This is a genomic window from Mesorhizobium sp. P160187, assembly GCF_057766425.1.
The window spans coordinates 1474500-1495030 of sequence record NZ_JBYMDX010000004.1 but is presented as its reverse complement, the minus strand read 5'-3'; the positions used below and the strand labels follow the sequence as shown (position 1 = coordinate 1495030).

The following is a 20531-nucleotide window of genomic DNA, read 5'->3' as shown; positions in this document are numbered from 1 at the left end:
GGCCTTGAAGCTGATCATGTACCTTGTCAGCCCGCATCAGAAACTTTTCGCTCGTTGCCGGAAGCGCGATAGCCCGCCTCAATCGGTGGACTATCGAAGGTTCCACGGAACACACCGCCGGTCCGGTCGTTTGGGCTCTGATAGGAGATCTGCCATGACAAGGAACCCCGGGGGAAAGGACAGTGATCTCTCTGAACAAGAGGCAATCAAGTTGGCCGAAGCCACCGACGTGTCACCCGGGCAGGCCAAAGAGCTTGCAGCCGAGCACGGCAAAGACGGCGCCAAGAAGGAAGCAAGAAACTACAAGGCGGAGGGCTGACTATGGCGGCCAGTGGATCCGCAAACGACAGAGACGCACGAGCCACCCTCTACGCACAAGGCGTAATGGAGGCCGAGCGTAAAGCGCGGGAAGAGAAAACGGCGCGATTGCGCAAAGCCCGTTTGGCGCACGAGGCGATCAATCCGCCTGCACCCGAGCGGCAACCGGCAGTGCCGAAAGCGCCAAAGCGGGCCGCCAAACCAGGCAGCCGAAAAGCTGGAGAAGATTAGCTTCAGCTTCTTCGGCTGTGCCGGCGGCACGCGTCGGGGAAGAGCAGACCGTGCGGTCGATCCTGCACGATAAAATTTGTACCCTCATCGAATGACACAAAGGAGTCCAGTGATGACGGAGCATGTGTCCCGGAAGGAAGAACAGCGTGGCACCCGAAATGTACTCGGGTGGGGCGTCGTCATTGCGGCTGTGATCTTCGTCGCCCTGCTAGCCTTCTTTGTGTTCATACCCCTTTCAGGCGGATCGTGGCAGACATCGCCAGTAAAGCGCACCCCGGAACAGAACCAAGGCGGCAATGCCCCCGCCGAGACATCACCCGCGCCCGGCGTTAAAAAGAACCCGCAAGAAAATACCGAGATGCCAGGGCAGCAGTGATCGACCTTGGGCTGCGACCCAAGTTGGCCCTGATCTTCCTGATCGTCTCATCGGCGTCATGATGGGATCAGGGCCTTCTGGGCGCATGAACCGCTGAGCTATTGAGACTGGGTTTCGCCCACATCGAGCGCAGACAGATTACCGCAGCAGCATGGTCTGGCGAACGAGGCGATGACGCCATCGTGGAACTCGAGGCAAATCAAGATGCCTAGCTGCAGGCCGTTCAGTTGGGATTTTTCAGCTGCTTTGACAACAGCAGTTGCTGCTGCAGCTCAAGGGCGAGTTTCAACAGCCGTTCAGGTGTTTCCTCTTCCGCGATTTCGTCGAGCAACGCTGCGAGTGCGTCGCCCTCAACAGGATCGCGGAATGAGTCAGGTTTGGTTTGCGGAGGTTTGGCCACGACGATTTCTAGCAGGAATGCGGCCGTATTTGCAAGACGAAGCGAAGCGCTCTTGGGGGAGGGGTACCGTGGCGGGGGCGGTCGACAGACGGCCTGCGGCAAACCATCGGACAATCTTAATTCATGATTCCAGACCTGTCGTTGCGGAGCACCTCCTCCATGAGCGTATTGAGCCATTCGCTCAAGGGAAGGTCATGCCGCGTCGACAACCGCTCCTCCAGCGCCGCCTTCAATGTCCGTTCGACGAGGCGATCGGCCGCCTGTGGGTCGCCCAGCAGCAGCCGCGCGGACAGCCTCAGTTTTGGAAGAGCGCGGAAAACGTTGTCTTCGCCAAGCGCTGTTGATTGCGCGGCGAGGATCCCGGCAACCGTCCTGAACCCGGCCGGCTTGGAGAGGTTTTGGGTGTACCGGAACCGCTCCGGCAGGGTGATCTGATCGTTTCCGGAGAAGAATACGAACGGGATGCCTCTGTCCGTCAGCTCATCGGCGAGGGGAAAAACAGTCTCACCGTTGAGGTCGATGTCCAGCACCGCCCCATCCGCTGAATCGATATATCGTCGAGCCCGGCTGACTGACGACACCGGCCCCAAAACGGTCGCCCCACAATCGCTGAAATAGGAGGCAAGTTCGCTTGCCAGCAAGAATTCGTCCTCGACGAGCAGAATTCGCATGCCTAATAACATAGCAGCCCTCCGGGCTTTAAACGGCGATCGCGTCCATCGGTTCCGTGGCTATCGGCGGTGCGGGATGGGAATTCGACCAGGAACGGTTTACACATTGGATCGAAATCAGCGCTGCCGCGTTGCATTTCACTGAAGCAGGACAATTGATGCAAAAGCTGCCGAGGTTCCCCATAGTCGGTATTGGCGCCTCTGCGGGCGGCATTGCCGCCATGGAGGGATTTTTTCGCGGGATGCCGTCTTCGAGCGGGATGGCGTTCGTGATCGTCACGCATCTCAGCCCGGAACGGGAAAGTCTGCTGCACGAAGTGATTGCGCTTTACACCGGAATTCCGGTTCGTGTCGCTGAAGATGCAATGGATATCCATCCTGACACCGTCTACGTGATGCCGCACAACGCGATCCTTACCATCGAAAATTCCAGCCTAAAGCTGCGCCAACCGAATTCGGTGTCCAGGGAGCGCAAGCCCATCGATATCTTTTTCAGCGCGCTGGCCGAGGATCAGGGCGAATACGCCGTCGGCGTCGTCCTGTCGGGCGGCGATTCCGACGGTACGTTGGGCATCAAGGCAATCAAGGAGCATGGCGGCCTGACGCTGGCGCAACTCTCCGACGAGTCGGGTCCGAGCAATCCCGACATGCCGCGCAGCGCGATCAGTTCCGGTCTGATCGATATCGCCATCCCAGCCGATGAGATGGGTGCGAAACTCATGGAATTTGCCCACAGCTTTGAACTGCTCGACGAGCTTGAAGCTGACGATGGCAAGGCCAGTGCTTTGAAACTCCGCAAGGGCCAGGAGGAAATCTACGCGATCCTGCGCAGCCATTCGGGACATGATTTCTCGGGCTACAAGGCCAAGACGTTCTTGCGTCGCGTCAGGCGACGCATGCAAATAACACAGAACACCGCGATCGATGCCTATATAGAGTTGCTTCGTTCAAATGCGGAGGAAGTGCGGTCGCTGTTTCGCGACCTGCTGATCAACGTGACAAATTTCTTCCGCGACACGGACGCTTTCAAGACCCTGGAAGAAACCGTCATCCCCAAACTTTTCGAAGGCAAGGACGCCAACGATACGATCCGCGTCTGGGTGCCCGGCTGCGCAACCGGCGAGGAAGTCTTCTCGATCGGAATGCTGATGCGCGAGCATATGGATACACTTTCGGCTGTGCCGCGCATCCAGATTTTCGCCACGGACATCGATGACGCGGCGCTGGGCATCGCACGTTCGGCGCGCTATCCGGAGTCATTGCTTGCGGGCGTTTCGCCTGGACGTCGCGAACGCTTCTTCAGCAATGACGGCACAAGTTTCATCTTGAGCAAGAGCGTACGTGATCTCTGCATCTTCTCGGCGCACAGCGTCATCCGCGATCCACCCTTCTCGCGCATGGACATGGTGTCGTGCCGGAACCTCCTGATCTATTTCGGCCCCGATGTGCAAAAGCAGGTTATTCCGACCTTCCACTATTCGCTGAAGCCCGGTGGCTATCTGTTCCTTGGCACCTCCGAAAGCATAAGCCAGCATGCCGACCTGTTTGCACCGGTCGACAAGAAACAACGGATCTTCAAGGCACGAGAACATTCGGCGCCGCCGCGGCTGCCGATCTTGTTGAATGCTGCGCCTGCAACCAACTTTTCCAGCGCCAATGACACACATGCCCGCCGCGGCTTGTCTTATTCCCTAAGGCAAACCGTTGAAGCGCAGGTTCTCGAACGCTTCGCTCCGGCTCACGTCGTCGTCAATGGTGATGGAGATGTCGTCTATTACTCGGTCCGAACCGGCAAATATCTCGAGCCGCCGCAAGGGGTGCCGAGCAGACAATTGCTCACAATGGCACGCAGCGGCCTGCGTCTGGAATTGCGCGGCGCTTTGCGGGAAGCCGCCGAGGGCCGGCGCACGGTTGTGCGCGAAGCGGTAGCCATTGAAGAAGATGAAGATCGTGTCCAATTCGTCACATTGACGATCGAGCCCTTGACTGATCGCGGCAGCGGCGAGCCGCTGTTTCTCGTCCTGTTCGAGCCGGTGGGCCAGCCGCAGCCGCGGCTGGAGGCTCTAAAGGTTCGACAGCCGGTGGCATCTGGGATTGCTGATTTCGAACGCGAGCTCCGCGATACGCGCGAGCGCCTGCAATCGACGATCGAAGAATATGAGACCGCGTTGGAGGAGTTGAAATCTTCCAATGAGGAACTCGTCTCGGTCAACGAAGAGGCCCAGTCCTCCAATGAGGAGCTCGAGGCCTCCAAGGAAGAAATGCAGTCCCTCAATGAGGAATTGAACACCATCAATGCCGAACTGGTTTCCAAGATCGAGGATCTCGATCGTGCCAACAGCGATCTGAAGAACCTGTTCGAGAGCACACAGATCGCGACTGTTTTTCTCGATACCAAGCTGGTTATCCGCAGCTTCACGCCGGCGGCGTCTTCGTTCTTCAACTTGCTGCCGACCGACATCGGAAGACCGCTGACCGATCTTGCCAGCCGGCTCGATTATCCGCACCTGCGCGACCATATTGCCCAGGTTTTCAGGGCCGGCGAGATGATCGAGCACCAGCTGCCGCGCGATAGCAACGGCATCCACTATCTCGTGCGGCTGATCCCCTACCGCGACAGCGCGCGGAAAATCCAGGGCGTGGTGGTGACCTTTGTCGATGTGACGACCATGGCTGAAGCCGAAGCCCACCAGCGGGTATTGATCTCGGAACTCAATCATCGGGTCAAGAACATGCTGGCCGTTACGGTCAGCATTGCCAGTCAGACCCTGAAAAATGCTCCCTCTTCGGAGGCTTTCGCCGAAGCGCTCATCGGTCGCCTGCGCGCCATGGCGCGGGCCTACGGAGTGCTCTCGCGCGAAAGCTGGAAAGAGGTCTCGGTAGAGGAAATCGTGCGGCAGGAAGTCGAGCCGTTCGGGCTGGAACGCATCAACACCACAGGCGAGGACATTCGGCTCAAGCCTCAGCAGGGCCTGTCGCTTGGCATGGTGATCCATGAACTTGCCACGAATGCTGGAAAATATGGCGCCTTGTCCGTGCCAAACGGCGTGGTGTCCGTGACTTGGTCGGCGTCGGATCACGGTTTTCAGCTCGAATGGTTAGAAAGCGGCGGTCCCGCTGTCAGTCCGCCTGAGAAGACGGGATTTGGTCTTTCGCTGGTGAAAGGCGAAATTGAGTATCGGCTTGGCGGAAATTTTGAAACATCTTTCGGTTCCGATGGTTTGAGCTTGCGGATTGAGTTTCCGTTTGATCATCGGGAGAGCGAAACGTGACTGCATCTCGTATCCTTATCGTCGAAGATGAATGGCTGGTCGCGGAGGAGCACCGCGCAATTCTGGAAGAGGCCGGCTTCGCCATCGCCGGGCCAGTGCCGTCCGTTGCTCGCGCGAAAAAGCTGATCGAGGGTGAAGTCATATCTGCCGCGGTCCTGGACATTGGTCTCGGCGGCGAGACCAGCGCTGCCCTTGTCCCTCTTCTAGCGCACCGCGGAATTCCGTTTGTTTTCGTCAGTGGGTACACGGCATCCGACATCCCGCAAGATTTGCGTCATCACAAAATGCTGTCAAAACCCGTGTGGGCTGCTGCGCTGGTCGAGGCCGTGCGAAATATGCTCGGTGTTCAACCGACGTCTTTGGCAAGACACCAGGACAGCGGAACGGTGCCAACCCAACGAGAAGCCCGGTAACTGCACAAAGACACTGGTTTTCATCAGATATGCGACGACATTCGGGTCCAGGCCCGAGACGGCGTCGCCGGCAAGTGCCTGCGATCCGGCCGGCACGATTGGCATGCTCCCGGTCTGGCGTACTCCAGCGCTGGGCGAAACTTCGCCACGGCGCGACGATTGGTCAGGCGATGAGCCTATCAAACAACGGGCAGTTCGCCCTCGGTTTGCCTCGCGTCGAATAGGACGCCAAGGCCGTAAGTGACGGCGCCAGCGGCTATCATCTCTGCCAACGCTGCGCTTGACACCGGGCAATGCGGCATGACCGCCTTGATCGCGAGTTCGGCATTCGCGATCGACACGAAATCGTGCCGTCGCTTACGGGTCTCCAGATATTGTTCGATCAACATCTGCAGTCGCCTTCTTTCTATTTCATCGCCAGCCATTGGTTCCTCCTGTGGACAGTCTGAAAGCCCACCACGCCTAAGGAGCGGTGGGCCTGGCGGCCCTTTTTGAGGACCGTTGACTCGAGTGAGGCGGGCAGCGTTGCTGACCAGGATGTCGAGACCGCCGAGGGGCGTTGCTGCTTCATCGACCAGCTTTCTGCAAAAGGCCTAATTGCGGATATCGCCGGCAAGCCTTTTGACCTGCCGCTTTTATTAGGTCCACCAGTTCGTCGGCGTCTTCCTGTTCTTCGGGGAGGTAGCCGAAAGCGACGTCCGCACGCTCGCGCGCGAATGCAATCGCCGCCGCACGACCAATTCCGGAATCGCCGCCGGTTATCAGCGCTTTGCGACCGGCAAGCTTGCCTGATCCCTTGTAGGTTGTTTCGCCGTGATCCGGGCGCGGCACCATCTTGGTGGCCAAACCCGGCCACTTCTGTTCCTGTGGCTTGAACGGCGGCTGGGGATATTGCGTCACCGGATTCTGTTTGAGCATCGGGCTCGCAGGGCCTGCTTTAGCAGGCACTGTTCCCGTATCGGCTGAGCCGTGGAAGCATAAGCGACGAGAATTCCTCCCGCCATGCTTCCGACGACAAGTCTACGCGCTGCGTCTGGTACATTGTCATGCTGGTCGTGGTTCATCATGGGCTCGCTTTGACGGCAGGTGACCGTTACGGAAGTGGCACCTAACCGGCCGTCGACGCGAATGTTCCCTTGTGATTGCAGTGAGTGTCGGTCGCCTTGCCCGTCTCGGCCGTGAGGCCGCATCACCACTTTTGACACAACCTCCTGCTTGTCGCGGAACGTCTTGTAGAGATCCGGCCCTGTTTCCAGATCGGCCGGTGGGTAGTCAGAAAGGAGGAATCGATTTCGCCGTTCTGGACCGTCGCCAATAAAGGTTCCAGGTAGCGTTGCGTATGCGTCTGGCCCATCCGGAAAGCCGGTCCCTTATTGATCGCCGCCAGACGGGATGTGATCGACCAGGCCAACACAGACGCCGGGAACCGAGATGGTGCCGCCTTGCGGCAGCGATAGATTGCCTCGCGCAGCACATGCGGTCTCTGCGAATGCCAGCCCGTTTGATGACGCGAAATATCAGCTCAGTCGCTGGACGCCGACCCCGGCTCGGCCATCCTACGGTGCTGTTCGGCCAAGGTGCCTGCCGGCGTGACATGCGCGGCGGCAACCTGCAGCTTGTTTTTCCAACCGCTGACGACCTGTTCATCACCGGCCATCATCGCCTCGTAACCCGTTTTGGCGACATCGGCCGGATTGTCCTTTTCATCGGAGCCGACCTTTGTATCCATCATTTCAGCGCGCTCGAAGAATCGCGTCTGCGTGGGGCCAGGCATCAGCACGGTGACCGTCACGCCGCTATCTTTCAGCTCATGGCGGAGCGCGATCGAGAAGGAATCGATGAACGCCTTCGTGCCGTTGTAGACGGCCTGGAATGTGCCGGGCATGAAGCCGGCGATCGATCCGGTGAACAGGATGCGCCCGCGGCCTCGCCGGGCCATCTTGGCGCCGAGTTCATGCGCCAGATAGACCGTTCCGGTGACATTGGTGTCGATGATCCGGCGGACTTTTCGCCAGTCCTGGTCGACGAAGCCGTTGCCGAGCCCGCGTCCCGCATTGAGAAACAACAGGTCGATATCGCGATCGCCGATCTGGGAGATCAACCGATCGGCGCCCTCGACGGTCGCCAGATCGGCCTCAATGGCTTCGACCGTTACATTGTGGGTCTCAAGTGCCTCTGCCGCCTGCCGGATAGCCGGCTCGTCGGCGGCGATGATCAGGTCGTAACCGTCTTTAGCGCACAGCTTTGCGAGTTCCCTTCCGATGCCACTCGAGGCGCCGGTCACCACAGCGAGTTTGGCGTCCGTCATCATATCCTCCATCTTCGTGCCATCGGAACCACGAGCGGGCACAATTGTTCCGCGGCGTTTGGGCTGGATTGATCGTGCGCTGTCATCACGGTCAGGCGACGGTCGTCATCGCGGTCGTTGCGCGCGTTCATGGATGGGCCGTTGCGACAAAAACCGTTCTACGCCATGAGAACTCGCCATGGCCTACCTTCAAAAGGCCCACCAACGCCTGGATTGAGTACTCAGAACGGCGATGAGCCTAATCAGTTGAAGTTGGAACAAGTGGCCCGGCTGGAAGTTCGAACCGTGCAGCGTTGTTGCCCTCCCATGTTGATGCTGCGCGATCGGGTCATCCCCTCAGCCCGATCTGCCCGCGCTTCTCCGCGCCAAAGAGAAGCGCGGGCCCGCCCTCTTTCACGGCTGTCCGGGATGGAGCGTTTTGTTACGTGGGACTAGCCGACCTCACAGGCTCGTCGTCGGTTTCGTTTGACGAGCTCTCCTAGCGCTCTAGATCATTGATGCCGGACGCAGTTGGTTCGGGCCGGGGAGGAAATCCGCGTGGCGCATCCAACGCGCGCTGTACCCCATAACGACCGTCATTTTCCGGTTGGCTGCCTGTGCTTGCTTCTGATTCTAGCCGGGTTGGCCGGATGCTCGTCTTCCAATCAGGTGGCGCAGCAATCACGAACAGCGGCCTCCGCGGCACAGACCGTATCGATGGTGCTGGATGCCTGGGTGGAGGGAGCGGCACCGTCCGCCTATGCCACGGCCGCACTGCACTCGGTCGGAAAAACGCTGGCCGATGTCGAGGCGCAAATTCGATCGGCCGAGACCGCTGAACCAGCCGGGCGAGCAGGACTGACGGCAGCAGTCAACAGTTTGTCGGTGGCGGTGGCGCATGCCGAGGCGGGATTGCGGGTGAACAATCGCACTGAGGTGGAAAGCGCACAACAGGATCTTCGGGCGGGCATGCGCTCGCTCGCCGCCGCTTACACCAGCGCTTTCGGACCAAAGCGGTGAAGAAACTTCTGGAAATATCGCTTGGCGTCGTCACCAGTGTCGGAGGTTTCCTCGAAGTCGGGTCGATGGCTACGGCGGCGCAGGCGGGTGCCGCCTTCGGATTCCAGCTAATCTGGGCCATAGTTCTCGGCACCATATGCATCATCTTTTTGGTTGAAATGGCCGGTCGGTTCGCCGCGATGAGCCATCACACGATCTCAGAGGGCATTCGTGAAAGATTTGGGTTCAACGTCTTTCTATGGCCGTTGCTCGTCGTCCTTCTCGTCAATTTCATGGTGCTGTCCGCTGAGATCGGCGGTGTGGCCATCGCACTCGAACTTGCCACCGGCATAGGCTTCCAGTGGTGGGCACTGCCGGTGGCGTTGCTGGCATGGTTGCTGCTGTGGAAAGGCACGTTTGGCTTTATCGAGAAAGGCGTTTCGGTCCTCGGCCTCGTGACGCTGTGCTTCGTGGTTGGTGCGGTGATGTTAAAGCCCGACTGGACAGCGGTCGCTGGCAGCGCCGTGCCTTCGCTGCCGGCTCACGATGCCATCAATTACTGGTTCATGGCGGCCAGCATTCTCGGCGCGTCGATATCGCCTTATCTTTTCATGTTCTATTCCTCGGGAGCTATCGAGGACAAATGGGATGAAAGCCACCTTGGGGCCAATCGTGCCATCGCCGGGCTGGGCATGACCTTCGGTGGGACCATTTCGATCGGCGTGTTGATCGTCGCTGCTCTCGTTCTCGCGACGCGCGGCATCGACCAGGTGGACGACTATCACCAACTGCCGTTGATGCTGATCCCTATATTCGGCTTCTGGGGGTTCGTTCTATTCGTTGCCTCGCTCGCCATTGCCTGTTTCGGCGCCGCACTCGAAGTCGGGTTGCAACAGGCATATCTGGTGGCGCAGGGCTTTGGCTGGACCTGGGGCGAGGATCGCAAGCCGCGCGATGATCCGGGCTTCAGTGCCGTCTATACGGCATCATTGTTTTTGGCCGCCATTCCGATCATGCTTGGCCTCGACCCACTGAGGCTGACCATCTTTTCCATGGCGGTAACGGCGGCGAGCCTTCCGCTGACGGTAGTTCCATTTCTCTTCCTGCTGAATGACGAACGCTATGTCGGCGAACATCGCAACGGCATCATTTCGAATGCCGCCGTTGTCTTCATTATCGCGCTTGCCTTCGTGCTCGCCGTGGTGACGATTCCGCTGCAGATATTCGGAGGCACATGATGGAATTGATGCGTGATCTCCTGGACAAGCAGGTGTTCGACCGCCGGCGGGTCAAGATCGGCAAGGTCGACGGAGTGGTGGCCGAGTTGCGGCGGGGCAAACCACCAGGGATTGTCGCGATAGAACTCGGCTCCATCACTTTGGCGCGCCGCCTTGGCGCGCGGCCCGGGGAATGGATGGCGCAACTGGCGACGAGGGTGGGTGGCAAACGCCACGCCGAGCCACACAGGATTGCGTGGAAAAAGGTGCAGGACAACGGGCTCGACATCGAATGTGACATCGAGGTGGGCGAGACGTCGATTTTCGCCTGGCAGGACTGGTTGCGCGATCATGTCATCGGGCGCATCCCAGGAGCGTGATGATGAGGACAGTCAACCTCGAACATCTTGCCGGGCGACGCGTGCTCTCGCAGCGCGGAAAGAGCATCGGTCACATCGAAGAGATTCTCGCCGAACAGCGTGGCGACGAGCTCGTCGTTACTGAATTCCACGTTGGCATCTACGCCGCGTTCGAGCGTCTGTCGGCCTCCACCATCGGCATCGCGATGCTCGACCTGTTTCGGCTGCGCCGCCGCGACGGCCTGTACCGCATTCCCTGGGATAAACTCGATATCTCCGATCCGGCGCGACCGCGGCTACTATGCCCGATGACCGAGCTTCCTGGATGGAAAGGGCAAAAGGACCTTCGGGAGTAGATGGCTACGGCTGGGAGGGCTAAGGCGCCGGCGTTTTGCCGGCGAACAGCCGTTCGTGCAGATGGCGCCTCCGCAAAGATTACTGCAGGTTCTTGCGAAGGAAGATGCGGGCGTGTCCTGGAATAACGAATTCGACCTTGCCGAATTCCTCAAACCCATGATGCCGGTAAAATTGAGGCGCCTGGAAACTGCTCGTCTCGACGACGGCTCTCTTGCATCCACGCCTAACGGCTTCCTCCTCGATCGCCATAAGAAGCTGTGATCCATAGGATCGGCCACGCAATTTTTCAGGCAAGAAGAACATGTCGAGAAACAGGAGCCCCAGTTCCGTTCTGCCCCAAATTCCACCCCAGATCTTTCCGGAGGGGTCGGTAAGCTCCGCGCCGATCACTGCCCGGTCATCGATTCCGGTTTGTTCGATGTTGTGTCGATAGAGCGCAGCGGCCGCCTGCGTTCGTGCATCCCCGTTGTGAGCCAGAGCGATTGTAAATCCTTCGGATCGAGCCGGCATGCGTTCTGCTCCTGCGTCGGAATGGTCTTGAGATTCAACCGTCAGATTAACATCAAGGCGGCCGGTTCGCTCGCAGCTCTGATCGCCGCTTCTGTTGTAACCCGTCTTGCCCACATTCCGCATCGCGATCCGCGTCGGATGCATGCAGCCGCGCCGAACATATCGCTTTGGTGTTGAACAAAGCCCATCCTGCCCTTGTCAGGTCTTATCACAATTCGTGCGCCGTCAAGAGTGTCCACCTCGACGAAGGCTGCTGCGGATCACAATCCATTACGCCGGGAACAATGAGAAAAACCTGTCGTTGGGAAAGCGATCGCAATTCGGCGATTCAAACACGGAGACTCCAATGTTGAAGAAAATTCTAGCCGCGTCGGTGATAACTATTGCCTTGGCCGGTTCCGCCTTGGCGCAGACAAATGGAACGGGTGCTGGCGGCACGGCTGGCACGGGTAATGGAACTGGTACTGGAACTGTTGGCAGCGGCGGCGCCGCTGGCAATGGCACTGGCAGCGGGAATGCGGCCGTGCCAACCGATCCGAATTCCACAAACTCGACTACAAAATCGAACGGCATGACCGACCGTTGCAAGGACGCCGCAGGCAATGACATCGATAACAACACTGCAAGTGGCGCAACGACCTCGACCGTGCAAAATTGCAACAAGTAGCCGATGGACCTAGCGGCTTCGGCCGCCCGAAGGCCCGCCATCAAGACAATGGCGGGCCTTCGAGTACGTGCCTCGCATGGCTGGATACATAGGAGCACATGTGTCCAAAGAGACCCGGCGGGCCAAACTCGATCGCTTAGCAGCCTCGATTCCGAAGCACGAATTTGAATTCCTAATGAAGATTGCAAAGCTAAGCCGTCATGACTTACTTGGCCTGATCGCTAAACACGATGGCGGCAGGGACAAGGTCTATAGGGACCTTGCGGCCCACTTGGCAGCAACTGAGGCCGCCCCGGAGCCCGTACATGAGGCGGCAGCTGACGACGGCCAAACAGCTGGAGCATCTCCAGCCACGAACTCGCCCGCCGGCAAGTAGCGGCGAAGATCATTTCGGCGCCAGCCCTGACGCTCCACGGAAGCGACGACCGTGTCGTCCTTCTAAAGTCTTCGAATGGGTTGGACGAGCATTTCACCGCGCCTTACCAACGAGAACTGCTGGATACGGCAAGCGGGAGGCGCTTTAAGTCTGGCCCGCCATTCAGGTTCATCGGACATGCCGGAACCTGAAGCGCCGCCGCGCATTTCGTCTCCAGGCATGACCGATCTTGCGGTAATCGCCAGGGAGAAATTCAGATGCAAACTTCAGGCGCAACTTCACAGCAAAACCTTGGCCGATTGGCCATAGAACCGTTTTCCGGCACGGTGACGGTGCGGTTTTCCGACGCCATCGTCGCAGCTACGGAGCGGGCGAAGGTCCTGCGTGAAGACGGGCACGAGCCCGTTTTCTATATCCCCTTCGAGGACATCTATTTCGATCTTTTCGAAAAGACCGACACCACCACCTGGTGCCCGCTTAAAGGCACCGCAAGCTACTGGCGTGTCCACGCCGTCGGCAGTTCTTCCGACGATTTCATGTGGGCCTACGAAACGCCCGATGCGGCTGCTCTGGCTATTGCAGGTCACGGCGCTTTCGATCCGGAAAAGGCCCGTATCGATGTCGACCCTGCCGAGGACAAGCGACACACGCCACATATCGTCGAATAGGTTTCATCAGGCAGAGACAATCACGGTAACGACAGGCGCGATGAGCATTTTCTACCAGGCGGCAAAGATTGCGGAGGAGGTTCACGAGTCGCAGCGCGATAAGACCGGGCGGCCCTACATCGAGCATTGCCGCCGTGTCGTCGACGCCGTCGAGACAATCGATCAGAAGACTGTTGCCTACCTTCATGACGTTCTGGAGAAAGGCGAAGGCTGGACCCGCGCCAAGCTCGAAGAAGCAGGCTTCGGACCGACAATTGCCGCGGCGGTCGATGCCATGTCGCGCAGGCCGGATGAGGAGTATTTCGCCTTTGTCCGGCGGGCTGCGTCGAACCCAGTGGCGCTCCCCGTAAAACGCGCCGATCTGGAGGACAACATCTGGCAGTCGAGGCAGGTCCGAGCGTCGGCGGCCAAATATGAAGAGGGCCTTCGCATACTTGACCAAGAGTTCTCCCGAAAATAGTGCGCGCCCGACGCTGGCATTGCATTTGTCGAGGCAGCCATCGCCTGCGAGAGCTTGCGGCGCAGAGCACGTTTCCGCTCTCCTGGCCGTCAGTTTTTCCGCGCCGGCGTGCGCCTTGGGGTCGTCGTCTGGACCATGGAACGTGTGATTGGGTCAAAGCTCCTTTGGAGATGGATCGCAGCGTCTCGAAAAGAAGTAACGGCCCGGCTCGGAATCAGGAACTCCTCCAGCACCGGTGCGTTGACCAGCAAGCCGGGACGAGTTCCCGGCCTCCGCGGGTGGCGGGCAAGCCGCCGCCGAACCCGAACTTCTGCACAATGAAAGGTAAGGCCATGGGCTTCTTTTCGAAGGACATCAAGACACTCGACGATCTCTTCGTGCACACGCTGCGCGACATCTATTACGCCGAAAAGCAGATCGAGAAAGCGCTGCCGAAGATGATCGGCAAGGCAACCGATCCGCAATTGAAGGCCGGATTCGAAAAACACCTCGAGCAGACCAAAGGCCATATCGAGCGCGTCGAACAGGTGTTCGAATTGCATGGCGTCAAGGCCAAGGAGGTCAACTGCCCGGCGATAGACGGCATTCTGGAGGAAGCCGACGATGTGAGCGGCGACGTTGACGACAAGGAGGTCCTAGACGCGGCACTGATAGCCTCGGCGCAGGCGGTCGAACATTATGAGATGACCAGATATGGCACGCTCATCGCCTGGGCCAAGCAGCTTGGCCGCAGTGACTGCGCCAACGTATTGGCCAAGAACCTGAAGGAAGAGCAGGCGACCGATCGCAAGCTCACCGAAATGGCGGAAAGCAAGATCAACATGCAGGCTGCCGAGTAGACCGTCCTAGGTCATGATGAGATTTGGTTGAAATCTCATCATGACCTAACCCTGTTGAAGCATGATTTTTCCAAAACCGGCACCAGTGCTGCGTTGAGTCGATCTCCATCGTTGTCCACGGAACTTTCATGACGGGCGAATCTGCCATCTCTCGCGATCTGCCGACGAGTGTAAAATCGTCTTTCGGCGTGGCGTTGAGCACGGCGCCGATGGAAGCAAAGGCTGCCGACACGTTGCCGGCCGATGCTGGCCGATGGCAATACGAACCCAAATGGGACGGGTTCCGCTGCCTGGCCTTTAAATCCGGCGCGGCCGTGGAGTTGCGTGCAAAATCCGGCAAGCCGTTAGGGCGGTATTTCCCGGAAGTCGTCGCGATGTTGCATGAACTGAAAACAAAAGAGTTCGTGGTCGATGGTGAGATCGTCATCGAAATTGCAGGCTCTCTTTCTTTCGACGCCTTGCAGATGCGGCTGCATCCGGCGGAAAGCAGGATCCGGAAACTGTCGGTCGCGACGCCGGCAAAGCTGATCCTCTTTGACATGTTGGCGACCTCCGAGGGCGTCTTGATGCAGCAGCCGCTCTCGGTTCGGCGCGCTGCACTCGAACTGTTCGTAAAGTCGGCCGGGCGAAAGGATCTCGAACTGTCTCGGGCAACGCTTGATTTGGCGGCGGCAGGCAGATGGCTAGGCCAATCCGGACAAGGTTCGACCGACGGGGTCGTTGCCAAGCTTCTCGATGACGAATATCGACCCGGCGAGCGCGCCATGATCAAAGTCAAGCGCCTGCGCACGGCCGATTGTGTCGTCGGAGGGTTCCGCTACCTGGCGAATTCGCGTGAAGTCGGCTCCCTGTTGCTCGGCCTGTACAATGACCAGGGGCAACTCGACCACGTCGGGTTCACTTCGACGATCGCCCGGGAGGACAGGGCCAAGCTTACGCGACAACTTGAAGCTTTGCGATCGGCTCCTGGCTTTACGGGAAAAGCACCGGGCGGTCCCAGTCGGTGGAGCACGGAAAGAAGCGGACAATGGGAGCCATTGCGGCCCGAACTGGTGGCGGAGGTGCGGTTCGATCATGTCACCGGCGATCGTTTCCGTCATGGCACCAAATTTCTGCGATGGCGTCCTGACAAAAGCCCGAAGCAATGCACGTTCGAACAGATACTTGGAAAATGAGGCTTGGCGAGGCGTCGATAGGTCCACACCATCGAGACCAAATCCGTCAAGCATTCGGCGCAGCCAAATCCAGTCGCATTTCACTGGCGATCTTGAACCCGGCGGCGAGATAAACGCCTTTGCAGGAGGATGCCGGACCAAACTCGTTGTTCAGTCTGTCACCACGCCTCGCTTTGGCGGATCACGGTTCTCGTCCGGATTAGGAACTGGCACTTCGTCGGGAAGAAGATCCGGCTCAGGCTCGCGTATGTCCGGCGTCCACGTCGGCGCATCCACTGGCGGCTCTTCGGTTGGCTCTGGTTTGGGGGGCACATCTATTCTCCGGGTTTCGCTTGGGCGTGGGGTTCGGCCCGCCACCGGTCGCGCGTCGCCGCGTCTGGAGGCGAAAGGGTCTTTTCACACCCCATGTATTTTTACCGATGGCCAGCGGTCCTGGGGCTTGTCGGCGCCCGATCAGAGTCCTGCGTTCCGGCTCCTTTGAGCGCAATGTTGGCATCCGCTGCCTCTGGCTCTTTGAGGACTGCCCTGTCGACGTTCTTGATCTCGGCCATAAGGCATCGTCCTTGGTGGCCAACGGGCAACCGCGAGAATTGTTCCGAGCTATTAAGGGCGGCTGGAGCTGCTGTGCGGACCTTCTGGCTGGGCAGTTATCAACTATGCTGTCTTGCGTTTCGGTGAGGCTCTCTTTGTGGATCTCGCCAGCCCTTCCTGTTTGAGGCTCTTCTTCAGCACCTCAGCGAGGTTGATGACATTCTCCTGTGGCCTTGGTGCGGGCTTCGGCAGCTTCTTGCCTTTGCGCTTTGCATCGATCATGGCGATCAGCGCGTCTTCATAGCTGTCTTCAAATTTCGAGGGATCGAAGGTCGTCACTTTTTTGTCAATAAGCATGCCGGCGATTTCGAGCAGATCGGGGTCGTATTTCTGCTTGGTCAATCCATCGAACACAGTGCTTTCCGAAACCATTTCGTTGTGGTTGCGAAGCTCGGTCATCACCATGCCCTTGCCATAGGGCTGAATCAGCACTTCGCGGCCGCGCTGGTAGAGCACCACGCAGGATCGAGCGGCCACGCCCTTGTTCTTCATGGCATCGCGGATCACTCCGTATGCTTCGATTGCGGCGCCGTCGGCCGGGATCAGATAGTAGGGCTTCTCGAGATAGCGCGTATCGATATCGTCAATCGATACGAATTCGCCGACTTCGAGCGTGTGCTTCGACGTCAGCTTCAACGCCTTTATGTCGTCAGGTTCGATCTGGAGAAATTCGTCCTTTTCGATCTCGAAACCCTTCACCTGATCCGCTGCATCCACCAGCTGTCCGGTTTCCTCGTCGGCGTAGACGCTCCTGACCGGGAGACCGTCCTTGCGGTTCAAAATCTTGAAATGGATCTTGGATGCTTCGCTGGTTGCGCCGACAATCTTCACGCCGCAAGTAACCGAACCAACCTTCAAGAAGCCCTTCCAGGCAGCACGTGGCGCGGCCATTTTGCGCTTATCCCGTTTCCAGCTAGGGCAACGCGTTTCCGTTCGAATTGTTCCTGCGGCGGGGGCTCGGTGCACCGTGAATGTCCGGCGGGGAAATCCTGTCGGTCTAGACAGCGATTTTCATCGGCACGATGCATCTTTTGGCAACCCGTCGGCGTTGGAAGTGAGCCCATTTGCCGAGGTGAGTTCCATGAAAGTGTCGACGAGGGACGATTTGAAAACCAAGGCGCAGCTCTCGGAAGACGCTGACCTCATCGTAAATCGTACAGTCCATTTCGTCGGAGTATGGATTGAGGAGCATGTGATCGAAAAGCCTGCTCTCATGCGGAAGGGCGTCGATGCCGCAGAGGAACTCGCAAGCCAATGCATCGCGGATGCAGACGAGGAAGGCATCGCCCCCGAGGACATTCAGGACGAAGTCGGGGACCTCAAGGAGTACATTGCCGAGATGATCGTGGAGCAAGGCGGTCGCGGCTCTGCAGTTAATTCTGAACCAGACATGAGCTACTTCTGCGCAAGGGCCTCGGCGCCGCAGCTTCGCGTTGACCGGCTATATCGCCGCTCCAAGTCCAACAAGAGCATCATTGTTGAGAGGAACAAGTCATCGATCCCGCCCACTGGATAGCATTCGTGGGAACGGTCGTCCTGCTGCAGATGCCGCCCGGGCCGGATAGCATGCTGGTAACGGCGCGCGGCATAGGGCAGGGACGCAGGGTTGCGCTGTTCACGGTATTGGGGATGACGGCCGGCGCCGGCATGGTTCAGCTTCCTCTCATAGCGTTCGGTGTTTCGTCTCTCGTGCGAACCTCCCCACTAGCTTTTGGAGCACTGCAATGGCTTGGGGCGGCGTATCTCGTATGGCTCGGGCTAGGGCTGGTCTTCACGAAGCCGGAAACACAGGCCCGGCCGGATACGACGCCGATCAAGGCCGTTGCCGCGGCACGGGAAGGCATGATTGCCAATCTGTTCAATCCGTGGCCCATCACGTTTATGGTAGCGTTCCTGCCTCAGTTCGTTGATCCGCATGGGAGTTCCGTGACGCTTCAACTGTTGTTGCTGGGAGCAACTCAGAAAATGACGGGCGTGTTGGTGTTGGGGACCTATGCCGTGGCCTCCGGCAGCATAGGCGCCTGGATCCTGAAGCGCCCTCGTGTGCGGCTTTGGCAGCAGCGGATCGCCGGCCTCTTCATTGTTGGCCTTGGGTTCCGAATGGCCTTTGGCGGCGCAAGCCGTTAAGTTGCCCGGCCAGCGCCTGCATCCGCAGGAACCGAAAGCGCACCATGAACATTGTCAGACACAGGCAGGAGAGTGTCATGCAAGTCGTTCGGACCGAAGTGGTGAATGCCAGGGCGCCAGACGGGCAGTCGGTTCGCCGGGTGATATTTTGCGGCGAGGGCGGCGACTGCGTTACGGTGGACATGGCAAACGTCGGGATACAAGCTGAAGATGACGTGCTTGCCCGCGCAAAGGCAATCCTGGTCCAGACAGCGACCTTTGATCTCGCAGCCAATGGATATGACGCGAGCAGCAACGGCAATTTCGACCAGGTCGAGATAACCTCTGCAAGCGACGGCGCCGGCGACGTATATGTCTTTGAGTATCGCGATGGCGAAACCAGCCGACGCATACCGCCGTCGAGGATGGCGAGCCTTGAGGCGGCCCGGTCCGAAGCTATCCGCTGCGCAATCGATCTTCTTGCCGACCTGCAGCCTGGCACGGACGCTCTGTCCGGCTGGCTTGTGAGGGTATCCAACGAAAACGGTGAATTGCTTTACACTGTTGATGTGGCTGAGGCCGATGCAGCGCGGCAGGCAGGCCAGTAACCCAAACCCGACGGAATCCACCAGTGGCCGCCCAAGGATTGATTCACGGACCAATAGGCGACGATGGCCTGCATCTGTGCGTCGACATGCAGCGCCTGTTTGCGCCGGGTGGACCTTGGCCCGTGCCGTGGGCTGAAAAGGTGGTCCCGGCGATCGAAGAACTGGTCGCCAGACATGCCAGCCGTACCCTGTTCACGCGCTTCATTCCTGCCGCCCGCCCGGGCGAGGCGCCGGGAATGTGGGCAAACTACTATCGTCGGTGGGCGGAGGTAACCCTTTCCAACATCGATCCGCGCCTGATTGAGCTGATGCCTCAACTTGCACGATTTGTACCGCCGGCGACGGTGGTCGACAAACATGTCTATTCGCCCTGGACCGAGGGGCGGCTCGACGCGCTGCTGAGTGGCTCCGGCGTGCGTGCGCTCGTGATCACCGGTGGCGAAACCGACGTTTGCGTTCTCGCGACCGTGCTTGGCGCCATCGATCGTGGCTTCCGCGTCATTCTCGTCACCGATGCCATCTGCAGCTCTGCCGACCAGACCCATGACGCACTGATGGAAGTCTACCATTCCCGCTTCAGTGAGCAGATTGAGGCGGCCAGCATGGCGGAGGTGTTGGAGTGTTGGCCACAACTCACTCGCTGATCTGGGGGGCTTCAAGTGAAAGGGCCGACAATCGTCATTCTGGTCGGGTGGACTGTTTCAGTTGGCGGACGGCACTACAGTGAACCGGAAAACGTATATGAACGGCACGATTGCCTGATCTGGTCGCTCGCGTGAATCAGTGTCTGGAAGCGTACAAAGCCTTGCAGAGCTATCGACAGCGCGGCCAACCGTCATAGAATGAACAGGATACAGCGCCGAAGACTCGATGCCGGCATCTAGCAATCTTTGCGAGACATCCGGCGCCTCTGCCGTCGGCCTTCCGCAGGGAGGATGATGTGCTGAAAACCGAAGTCATTGACCTTGAAACCTATAGCGCAGTACGCGGTGATCTCTGGCTATCGCGCTGACGACATTATCTCGACGGCGTTTGCGGTCGATGAAATCCGCGCAAGGTTTCCTGAGTGTCGCTGCGACGACGAGGAATTGGTCGGGCTTATGGTCCATGCCGTGTCCGGCAAGAAAATTGCCGTGAGCTTCGACCACCGGGTGGAACCGGTCAGGCGGCGTGCTGCGCTGCCGATCGCTTCGGAGAGCAAAGGACTGCGATAATTGGACCACCATAGGTCCGTTGCGATTTTGGAAGACGAGGCGTTTATCGCGCTCGAACTTGAAGACATGTTGCGCGACGCGGGGTTCGACATCGCTGGGGTCTTTTCGTCCTGCGCCGACGCGCTGGAATGGTTCAGGGGCAGTTCTCCCGACATCGTTGTCATGGATATCGGCCTGGCGGATGGGGATTGCGTACGAATAGCTACGTTGCTTGACGCCCGAAACATCCCCTTTGTCGTCCATTCGGCAAGCTACGCCAATTCGGGTTTTCACGATCCGATTTTCCTTCAAGGGACATGGGTCGCAAAGCCTGCCTCGCCTTCCGAGTTGCGCAACGCAATTCATGCCTCTCTGGCAATGGCAAACGGCGATGGCGTGTCGTGGTCGGCTAAAGCCCGATAAATCCACAACCGCATC

Annotated in this window: 25 protein-coding genes and 1 pseudogene; 19 read left to right on the top strand and 7 right to left on the bottom strand. The window is 58.8% G+C overall.

All coding sequences use genetic code 11. The annotated features are described in order from the left end of the window. The first annotated feature begins 154 nt into the window (after positions 1-154). Both AC3CCE_RS24220 and AC3CCE_RS24215 read left to right on the top strand, forming a co-directional pair. Positions 155-319 carry a hypothetical protein gene (locus AC3CCE_RS24220; protein ID WP_352626355.1) on the top strand — a complete coding sequence of 55 codons (165 nt, stop codon included), beginning with the start codon at positions 155-157 and terminating at the stop codon, positions 317-319. 342 nt (positions 320-661) lie between these two features. After that, complete coding sequence (locus tag AC3CCE_RS24215) at positions 662-925, top strand: hypothetical protein (protein WP_023681159.1); 264 nt, start codon at positions 662-664, stop codon at positions 923-925. Positions 926-1148: 223 nt separating this feature from the next. Here AC3CCE_RS24215 and AC3CCE_RS24210 read toward each other — a convergent pair whose 3' ends face one another. Beyond that, complete coding sequence (locus tag AC3CCE_RS24210; RefSeq protein ID WP_023681160.1) at positions 1149-1325, bottom strand: hypothetical protein; 177 nt, start codon at positions 1323-1325, stop codon at positions 1149-1151. A 116-nt stretch (positions 1326-1441) separates the two neighbouring features. After that, positions 1442-2008, bottom strand: coding sequence for a response regulator (locus AC3CCE_RS24205; RefSeq protein ID WP_023668059.1), 567 nt, complete (start codon positions 2006-2008; stop codon positions 1442-1444). A 146-nt stretch (positions 2009-2154) separates the two neighbouring features. Between AC3CCE_RS24205 and AC3CCE_RS24200 the strand changes: the two genes are divergently transcribed. Together AC3CCE_RS24200 and AC3CCE_RS24195 are read left to right on the top strand one after the other, a co-directional pair. Continuing rightward, a complete protein-coding gene (locus AC3CCE_RS24200; protein ID WP_352626362.1) occupies positions 2155-5268 on the top strand; it encodes a CheR family methyltransferase in 3114 nt (1037 codons plus the stop codon). Beyond that, positions 5265-5681 (top strand): response regulator, encoded by a 417-nt coding sequence (locus tag AC3CCE_RS24195; protein WP_352512491.1) that lies wholly within the window; start codon positions 5265-5267, stop codon positions 5679-5681. The genes AC3CCE_RS24200 and AC3CCE_RS24195 overlap by 4 nt, the downstream gene beginning before the upstream one ends. Positions 5682-5860: 179 nt before the next feature. On the opposite strand, the gene AC3CCE_RS24190 is transcribed toward AC3CCE_RS24195, so the two are convergent. The 3 genes and pseudogenes from AC3CCE_RS24190 to AC3CCE_RS24180 form a co-directional block, all read right to left on the bottom strand. Next, a complete protein-coding gene (locus AC3CCE_RS24190) occupies positions 5861-6106 on the bottom strand; it encodes a hypothetical protein (RefSeq protein ID WP_023687844.1) in 246 nt (81 codons plus the stop codon). Positions 6107-6196: 90 nt separating this feature from the next. Beyond that, positions 6197-6599, bottom strand: a pseudogene (locus AC3CCE_RS24185) (SDR family NAD(P)-dependent oxidoreductase); the annotation flags it as partial. 604 nt (positions 6600-7203) lie between these two features. Then, entirely contained in the window at positions 7204-8001 is a 798-nt protein-coding gene (locus AC3CCE_RS24180; protein ID WP_023696321.1) for an SDR family NAD(P)-dependent oxidoreductase, read from the bottom strand. A gap of 525 nt (positions 8002-8526) precedes the next feature. Between AC3CCE_RS24180 and AC3CCE_RS24175 the strand changes: the two genes are divergently transcribed. The 4 genes from AC3CCE_RS24175 to AC3CCE_RS24160 are packed head-to-tail and all read left to right on the top strand — an operon-like array spanning position 8527 to position 10899. After that, on the top strand, positions 8527-8988 hold the full coding sequence (locus tag AC3CCE_RS24175) for a hypothetical protein (RefSeq protein ID WP_352512493.1): 462 nt from the start codon (positions 8527-8529) through the stop codon (positions 8986-8988). Then, entirely contained in the window at positions 8985-10205 is a 1221-nt protein-coding gene (locus tag AC3CCE_RS24170) for an NRAMP family divalent metal transporter (RefSeq protein ID WP_023668066.1), read from the top strand. The genes AC3CCE_RS24175 and AC3CCE_RS24170 overlap by 4 nt, the downstream gene beginning before the upstream one ends. Further along, positions 10202-10564 (top strand): hypothetical protein, encoded by a 363-nt coding sequence (locus tag AC3CCE_RS24165; protein ID WP_245265502.1) that lies wholly within the window; start codon positions 10202-10204, stop codon positions 10562-10564. Before AC3CCE_RS24170 ends, AC3CCE_RS24165 begins: the two co-directional genes overlap by 4 nt. Before the next feature lie 2 nt (positions 10565-10566). Next, a complete protein-coding gene (locus AC3CCE_RS24160; RefSeq protein WP_023681169.1) occupies positions 10567-10899 on the top strand; it encodes a hypothetical protein in 333 nt (110 codons plus the stop codon). Between the two features lie 79 nt (positions 10900-10978). Here the strand turns inward: AC3CCE_RS24160 and AC3CCE_RS24155 are convergent, their stop codons facing one another. Beyond that, positions 10979-11554 (bottom strand): GNAT family N-acetyltransferase, encoded by a 576-nt coding sequence (locus AC3CCE_RS24155; RefSeq protein ID WP_023681170.1) that lies wholly within the window; start codon positions 11552-11554, stop codon positions 10979-10981. A 202-nt stretch (positions 11555-11756) separates the two neighbouring features. On the opposite strand from AC3CCE_RS24155, the gene AC3CCE_RS24150 reads away from it, so the two are divergent. The 5 genes from AC3CCE_RS24150 (at position 11757) to AC3CCE_RS24130 (ending at position 15595) form a co-directional block, all read left to right on the top strand. Further along, on the top strand, positions 11757-12077 hold the full coding sequence (locus AC3CCE_RS24150) for a hypothetical protein (RefSeq protein WP_023807304.1): 321 nt from the start codon (positions 11757-11759) through the stop codon (positions 12075-12077). Positions 12078-12710: 633 nt separating this feature from the next. Continuing rightward, positions 12711-13121: a DUF427 domain-containing protein gene (locus tag AC3CCE_RS24145; protein WP_023691393.1), complete on the top strand. Its 411-nt coding sequence runs from the start codon at positions 12711-12713 to the stop codon at positions 13119-13121. 40 nt (positions 13122-13161) lie between these two features. Then, complete coding sequence (locus AC3CCE_RS24140) at positions 13162-13581, top strand: HD domain-containing protein (RefSeq protein ID WP_352512495.1); 420 nt, start codon at positions 13162-13164, stop codon at positions 13579-13581. Positions 13582-13913: 332 nt separating this feature from the next. Continuing rightward, complete coding sequence (locus AC3CCE_RS24135; RefSeq protein WP_023668075.1) at positions 13914-14420, top strand: YciE/YciF ferroxidase family protein; 507 nt, start codon at positions 13914-13916, stop codon at positions 14418-14420. A gap of 128 nt (positions 14421-14548) precedes the next feature. Continuing rightward, positions 14549-15595, top strand: coding sequence for an ATP-dependent DNA ligase (locus AC3CCE_RS24130; protein ID WP_050588795.1), 1047 nt, complete (start codon positions 14549-14551; stop codon positions 15593-15595). 654 nt (positions 15596-16249) lie between these two features. Here the strand turns inward: AC3CCE_RS24130 and ku are convergent. After that, positions 16250-17017, bottom strand: coding sequence for a non-homologous end joining protein Ku (ku, locus tag AC3CCE_RS24125; RefSeq protein ID WP_488377208.1), 768 nt, complete (start codon positions 17015-17017; stop codon positions 16250-16252). Here ku and AC3CCE_RS24120 point away from each other — a divergent pair. The 6 genes from AC3CCE_RS24120 (at position 16983) to AC3CCE_RS24095 (ending at position 20516) form a co-directional block, all read left to right on the top strand. Then, positions 16983-17702 carry a hypothetical protein gene (locus AC3CCE_RS24120; protein WP_352512573.1) on the top strand — a complete coding sequence of 240 codons (720 nt, stop codon included), beginning with the start codon at positions 16983-16985 and terminating at the stop codon, positions 17700-17702. The genes ku and AC3CCE_RS24120 overlap by 35 nt on opposite strands. A 5-nt stretch (positions 17703-17707) precedes the next feature. Continuing rightward, the gene (locus tag AC3CCE_RS24115) at positions 17708-18313 is read left to right on the top strand and encodes a LysE family translocator (RefSeq protein WP_352512497.1); all 606 of its coding nucleotides are present in this window, start codon (positions 17708-17710) and stop codon (positions 18311-18313) included. Between the two features lie 44 nt (positions 18314-18357). Continuing rightward, positions 18358-18900 (top strand): DUF6894 family protein, encoded by a 543-nt coding sequence (locus AC3CCE_RS24110; protein ID WP_023714623.1) that lies wholly within the window; start codon positions 18358-18360, stop codon positions 18898-18900. Positions 18901-18923: 23 nt separating this feature from the next. Continuing rightward, entirely contained in the window at positions 18924-19544 is a 621-nt protein-coding gene (locus AC3CCE_RS24105; RefSeq protein WP_023687850.1) for a cysteine hydrolase family protein, read from the top strand. Positions 19545-19859: 315 nt separating this feature from the next. Then, entirely contained in the window at positions 19860-20114 is a 255-nt protein-coding gene (locus AC3CCE_RS24100) for a hypothetical protein (protein ID WP_352626353.1), read from the top strand. Positions 20115-20180: 66 nt separating this feature from the next. Next, complete coding sequence (locus AC3CCE_RS24095) at positions 20181-20516, top strand: response regulator (RefSeq protein ID WP_488377216.1); 336 nt, start codon at positions 20181-20183, stop codon at positions 20514-20516. Positions 20517-20531 lie beyond the last annotated feature (15 nt).

Coding starts and splice junctions, on each gene's coding strand:
- AC3CCE_RS24220 (WP_352626355.1), top strand. CDS start 155: ATGACAAGGAACCCCGGGGGAAAGGACAGTGATCTCTCTGAACAAGAG.
- AC3CCE_RS24215 (WP_023681159.1), top strand. CDS start 662: ATGACGGAGCATGTGTCCCGGAAGGAAGAACAGCGTGGCACCCGAAAT.
- AC3CCE_RS24205 (WP_023668059.1), bottom strand. CDS start 2,008: ATGTTATTAGGCATGCGAATTCTGCTCGTCGAGGACGAATTCTTGCTG.
- AC3CCE_RS24200 (WP_352626362.1), top strand. CDS start 2,155: ATGCAAAAGCTGCCGAGGTTCCCCATAGTCGGTATTGGCGCCTCTGCG.
- AC3CCE_RS24190 (WP_023687844.1), bottom strand. CDS start 6,106: ATGGCTGGCGATGAAATAGAAAGAAGGCGACTGCAGATGTTGATCGAA.
- AC3CCE_RS24180 (WP_023696321.1), bottom strand. CDS start 8,001: ATGGAGGATATGATGACGGACGCCAAACTCGCTGTGGTGACCGGCGCC.
- AC3CCE_RS24165 (WP_245265502.1), top strand. CDS start 10,202: ATGATGGAATTGATGCGTGATCTCCTGGACAAGCAGGTGTTCGACCGC.
- AC3CCE_RS24160 (WP_023681169.1), top strand. CDS start 10,567: ATGAGGACAGTCAACCTCGAACATCTTGCCGGGCGACGCGTGCTCTCG.
- AC3CCE_RS24155 (WP_023681170.1), bottom strand. CDS start 11,554: ATGCATCCGACGCGGATCGCGATGCGGAATGTGGGCAAGACGGGTTAC.
- AC3CCE_RS24150 (WP_023807304.1), top strand. CDS start 11,757: ATGTTGAAGAAAATTCTAGCCGCGTCGGTGATAACTATTGCCTTGGCC.
- AC3CCE_RS24145 (WP_023691393.1), top strand. CDS start 12,711: ATGCAAACTTCAGGCGCAACTTCACAGCAAAACCTTGGCCGATTGGCC.
- AC3CCE_RS24140 (WP_352512495.1), top strand. CDS start 13,162: ATGAGCATTTTCTACCAGGCGGCAAAGATTGCGGAGGAGGTTCACGAG.
- AC3CCE_RS24135 (WP_023668075.1), top strand. CDS start 13,914: ATGGGCTTCTTTTCGAAGGACATCAAGACACTCGACGATCTCTTCGTG.
- AC3CCE_RS24130 (WP_050588795.1), top strand. CDS start 14,549: ATGACGGGCGAATCTGCCATCTCTCGCGATCTGCCGACGAGTGTAAAA.
- AC3CCE_RS24110 (WP_023714623.1), top strand. CDS start 18,358: ATGAACATTGTCAGACACAGGCAGGAGAGTGTCATGCAAGTCGTTCGG.
- AC3CCE_RS24095 (WP_488377216.1), top strand. CDS start 20,181: ATGTTGCGCGACGCGGGGTTCGACATCGCTGGGGTCTTTTCGTCCTGC.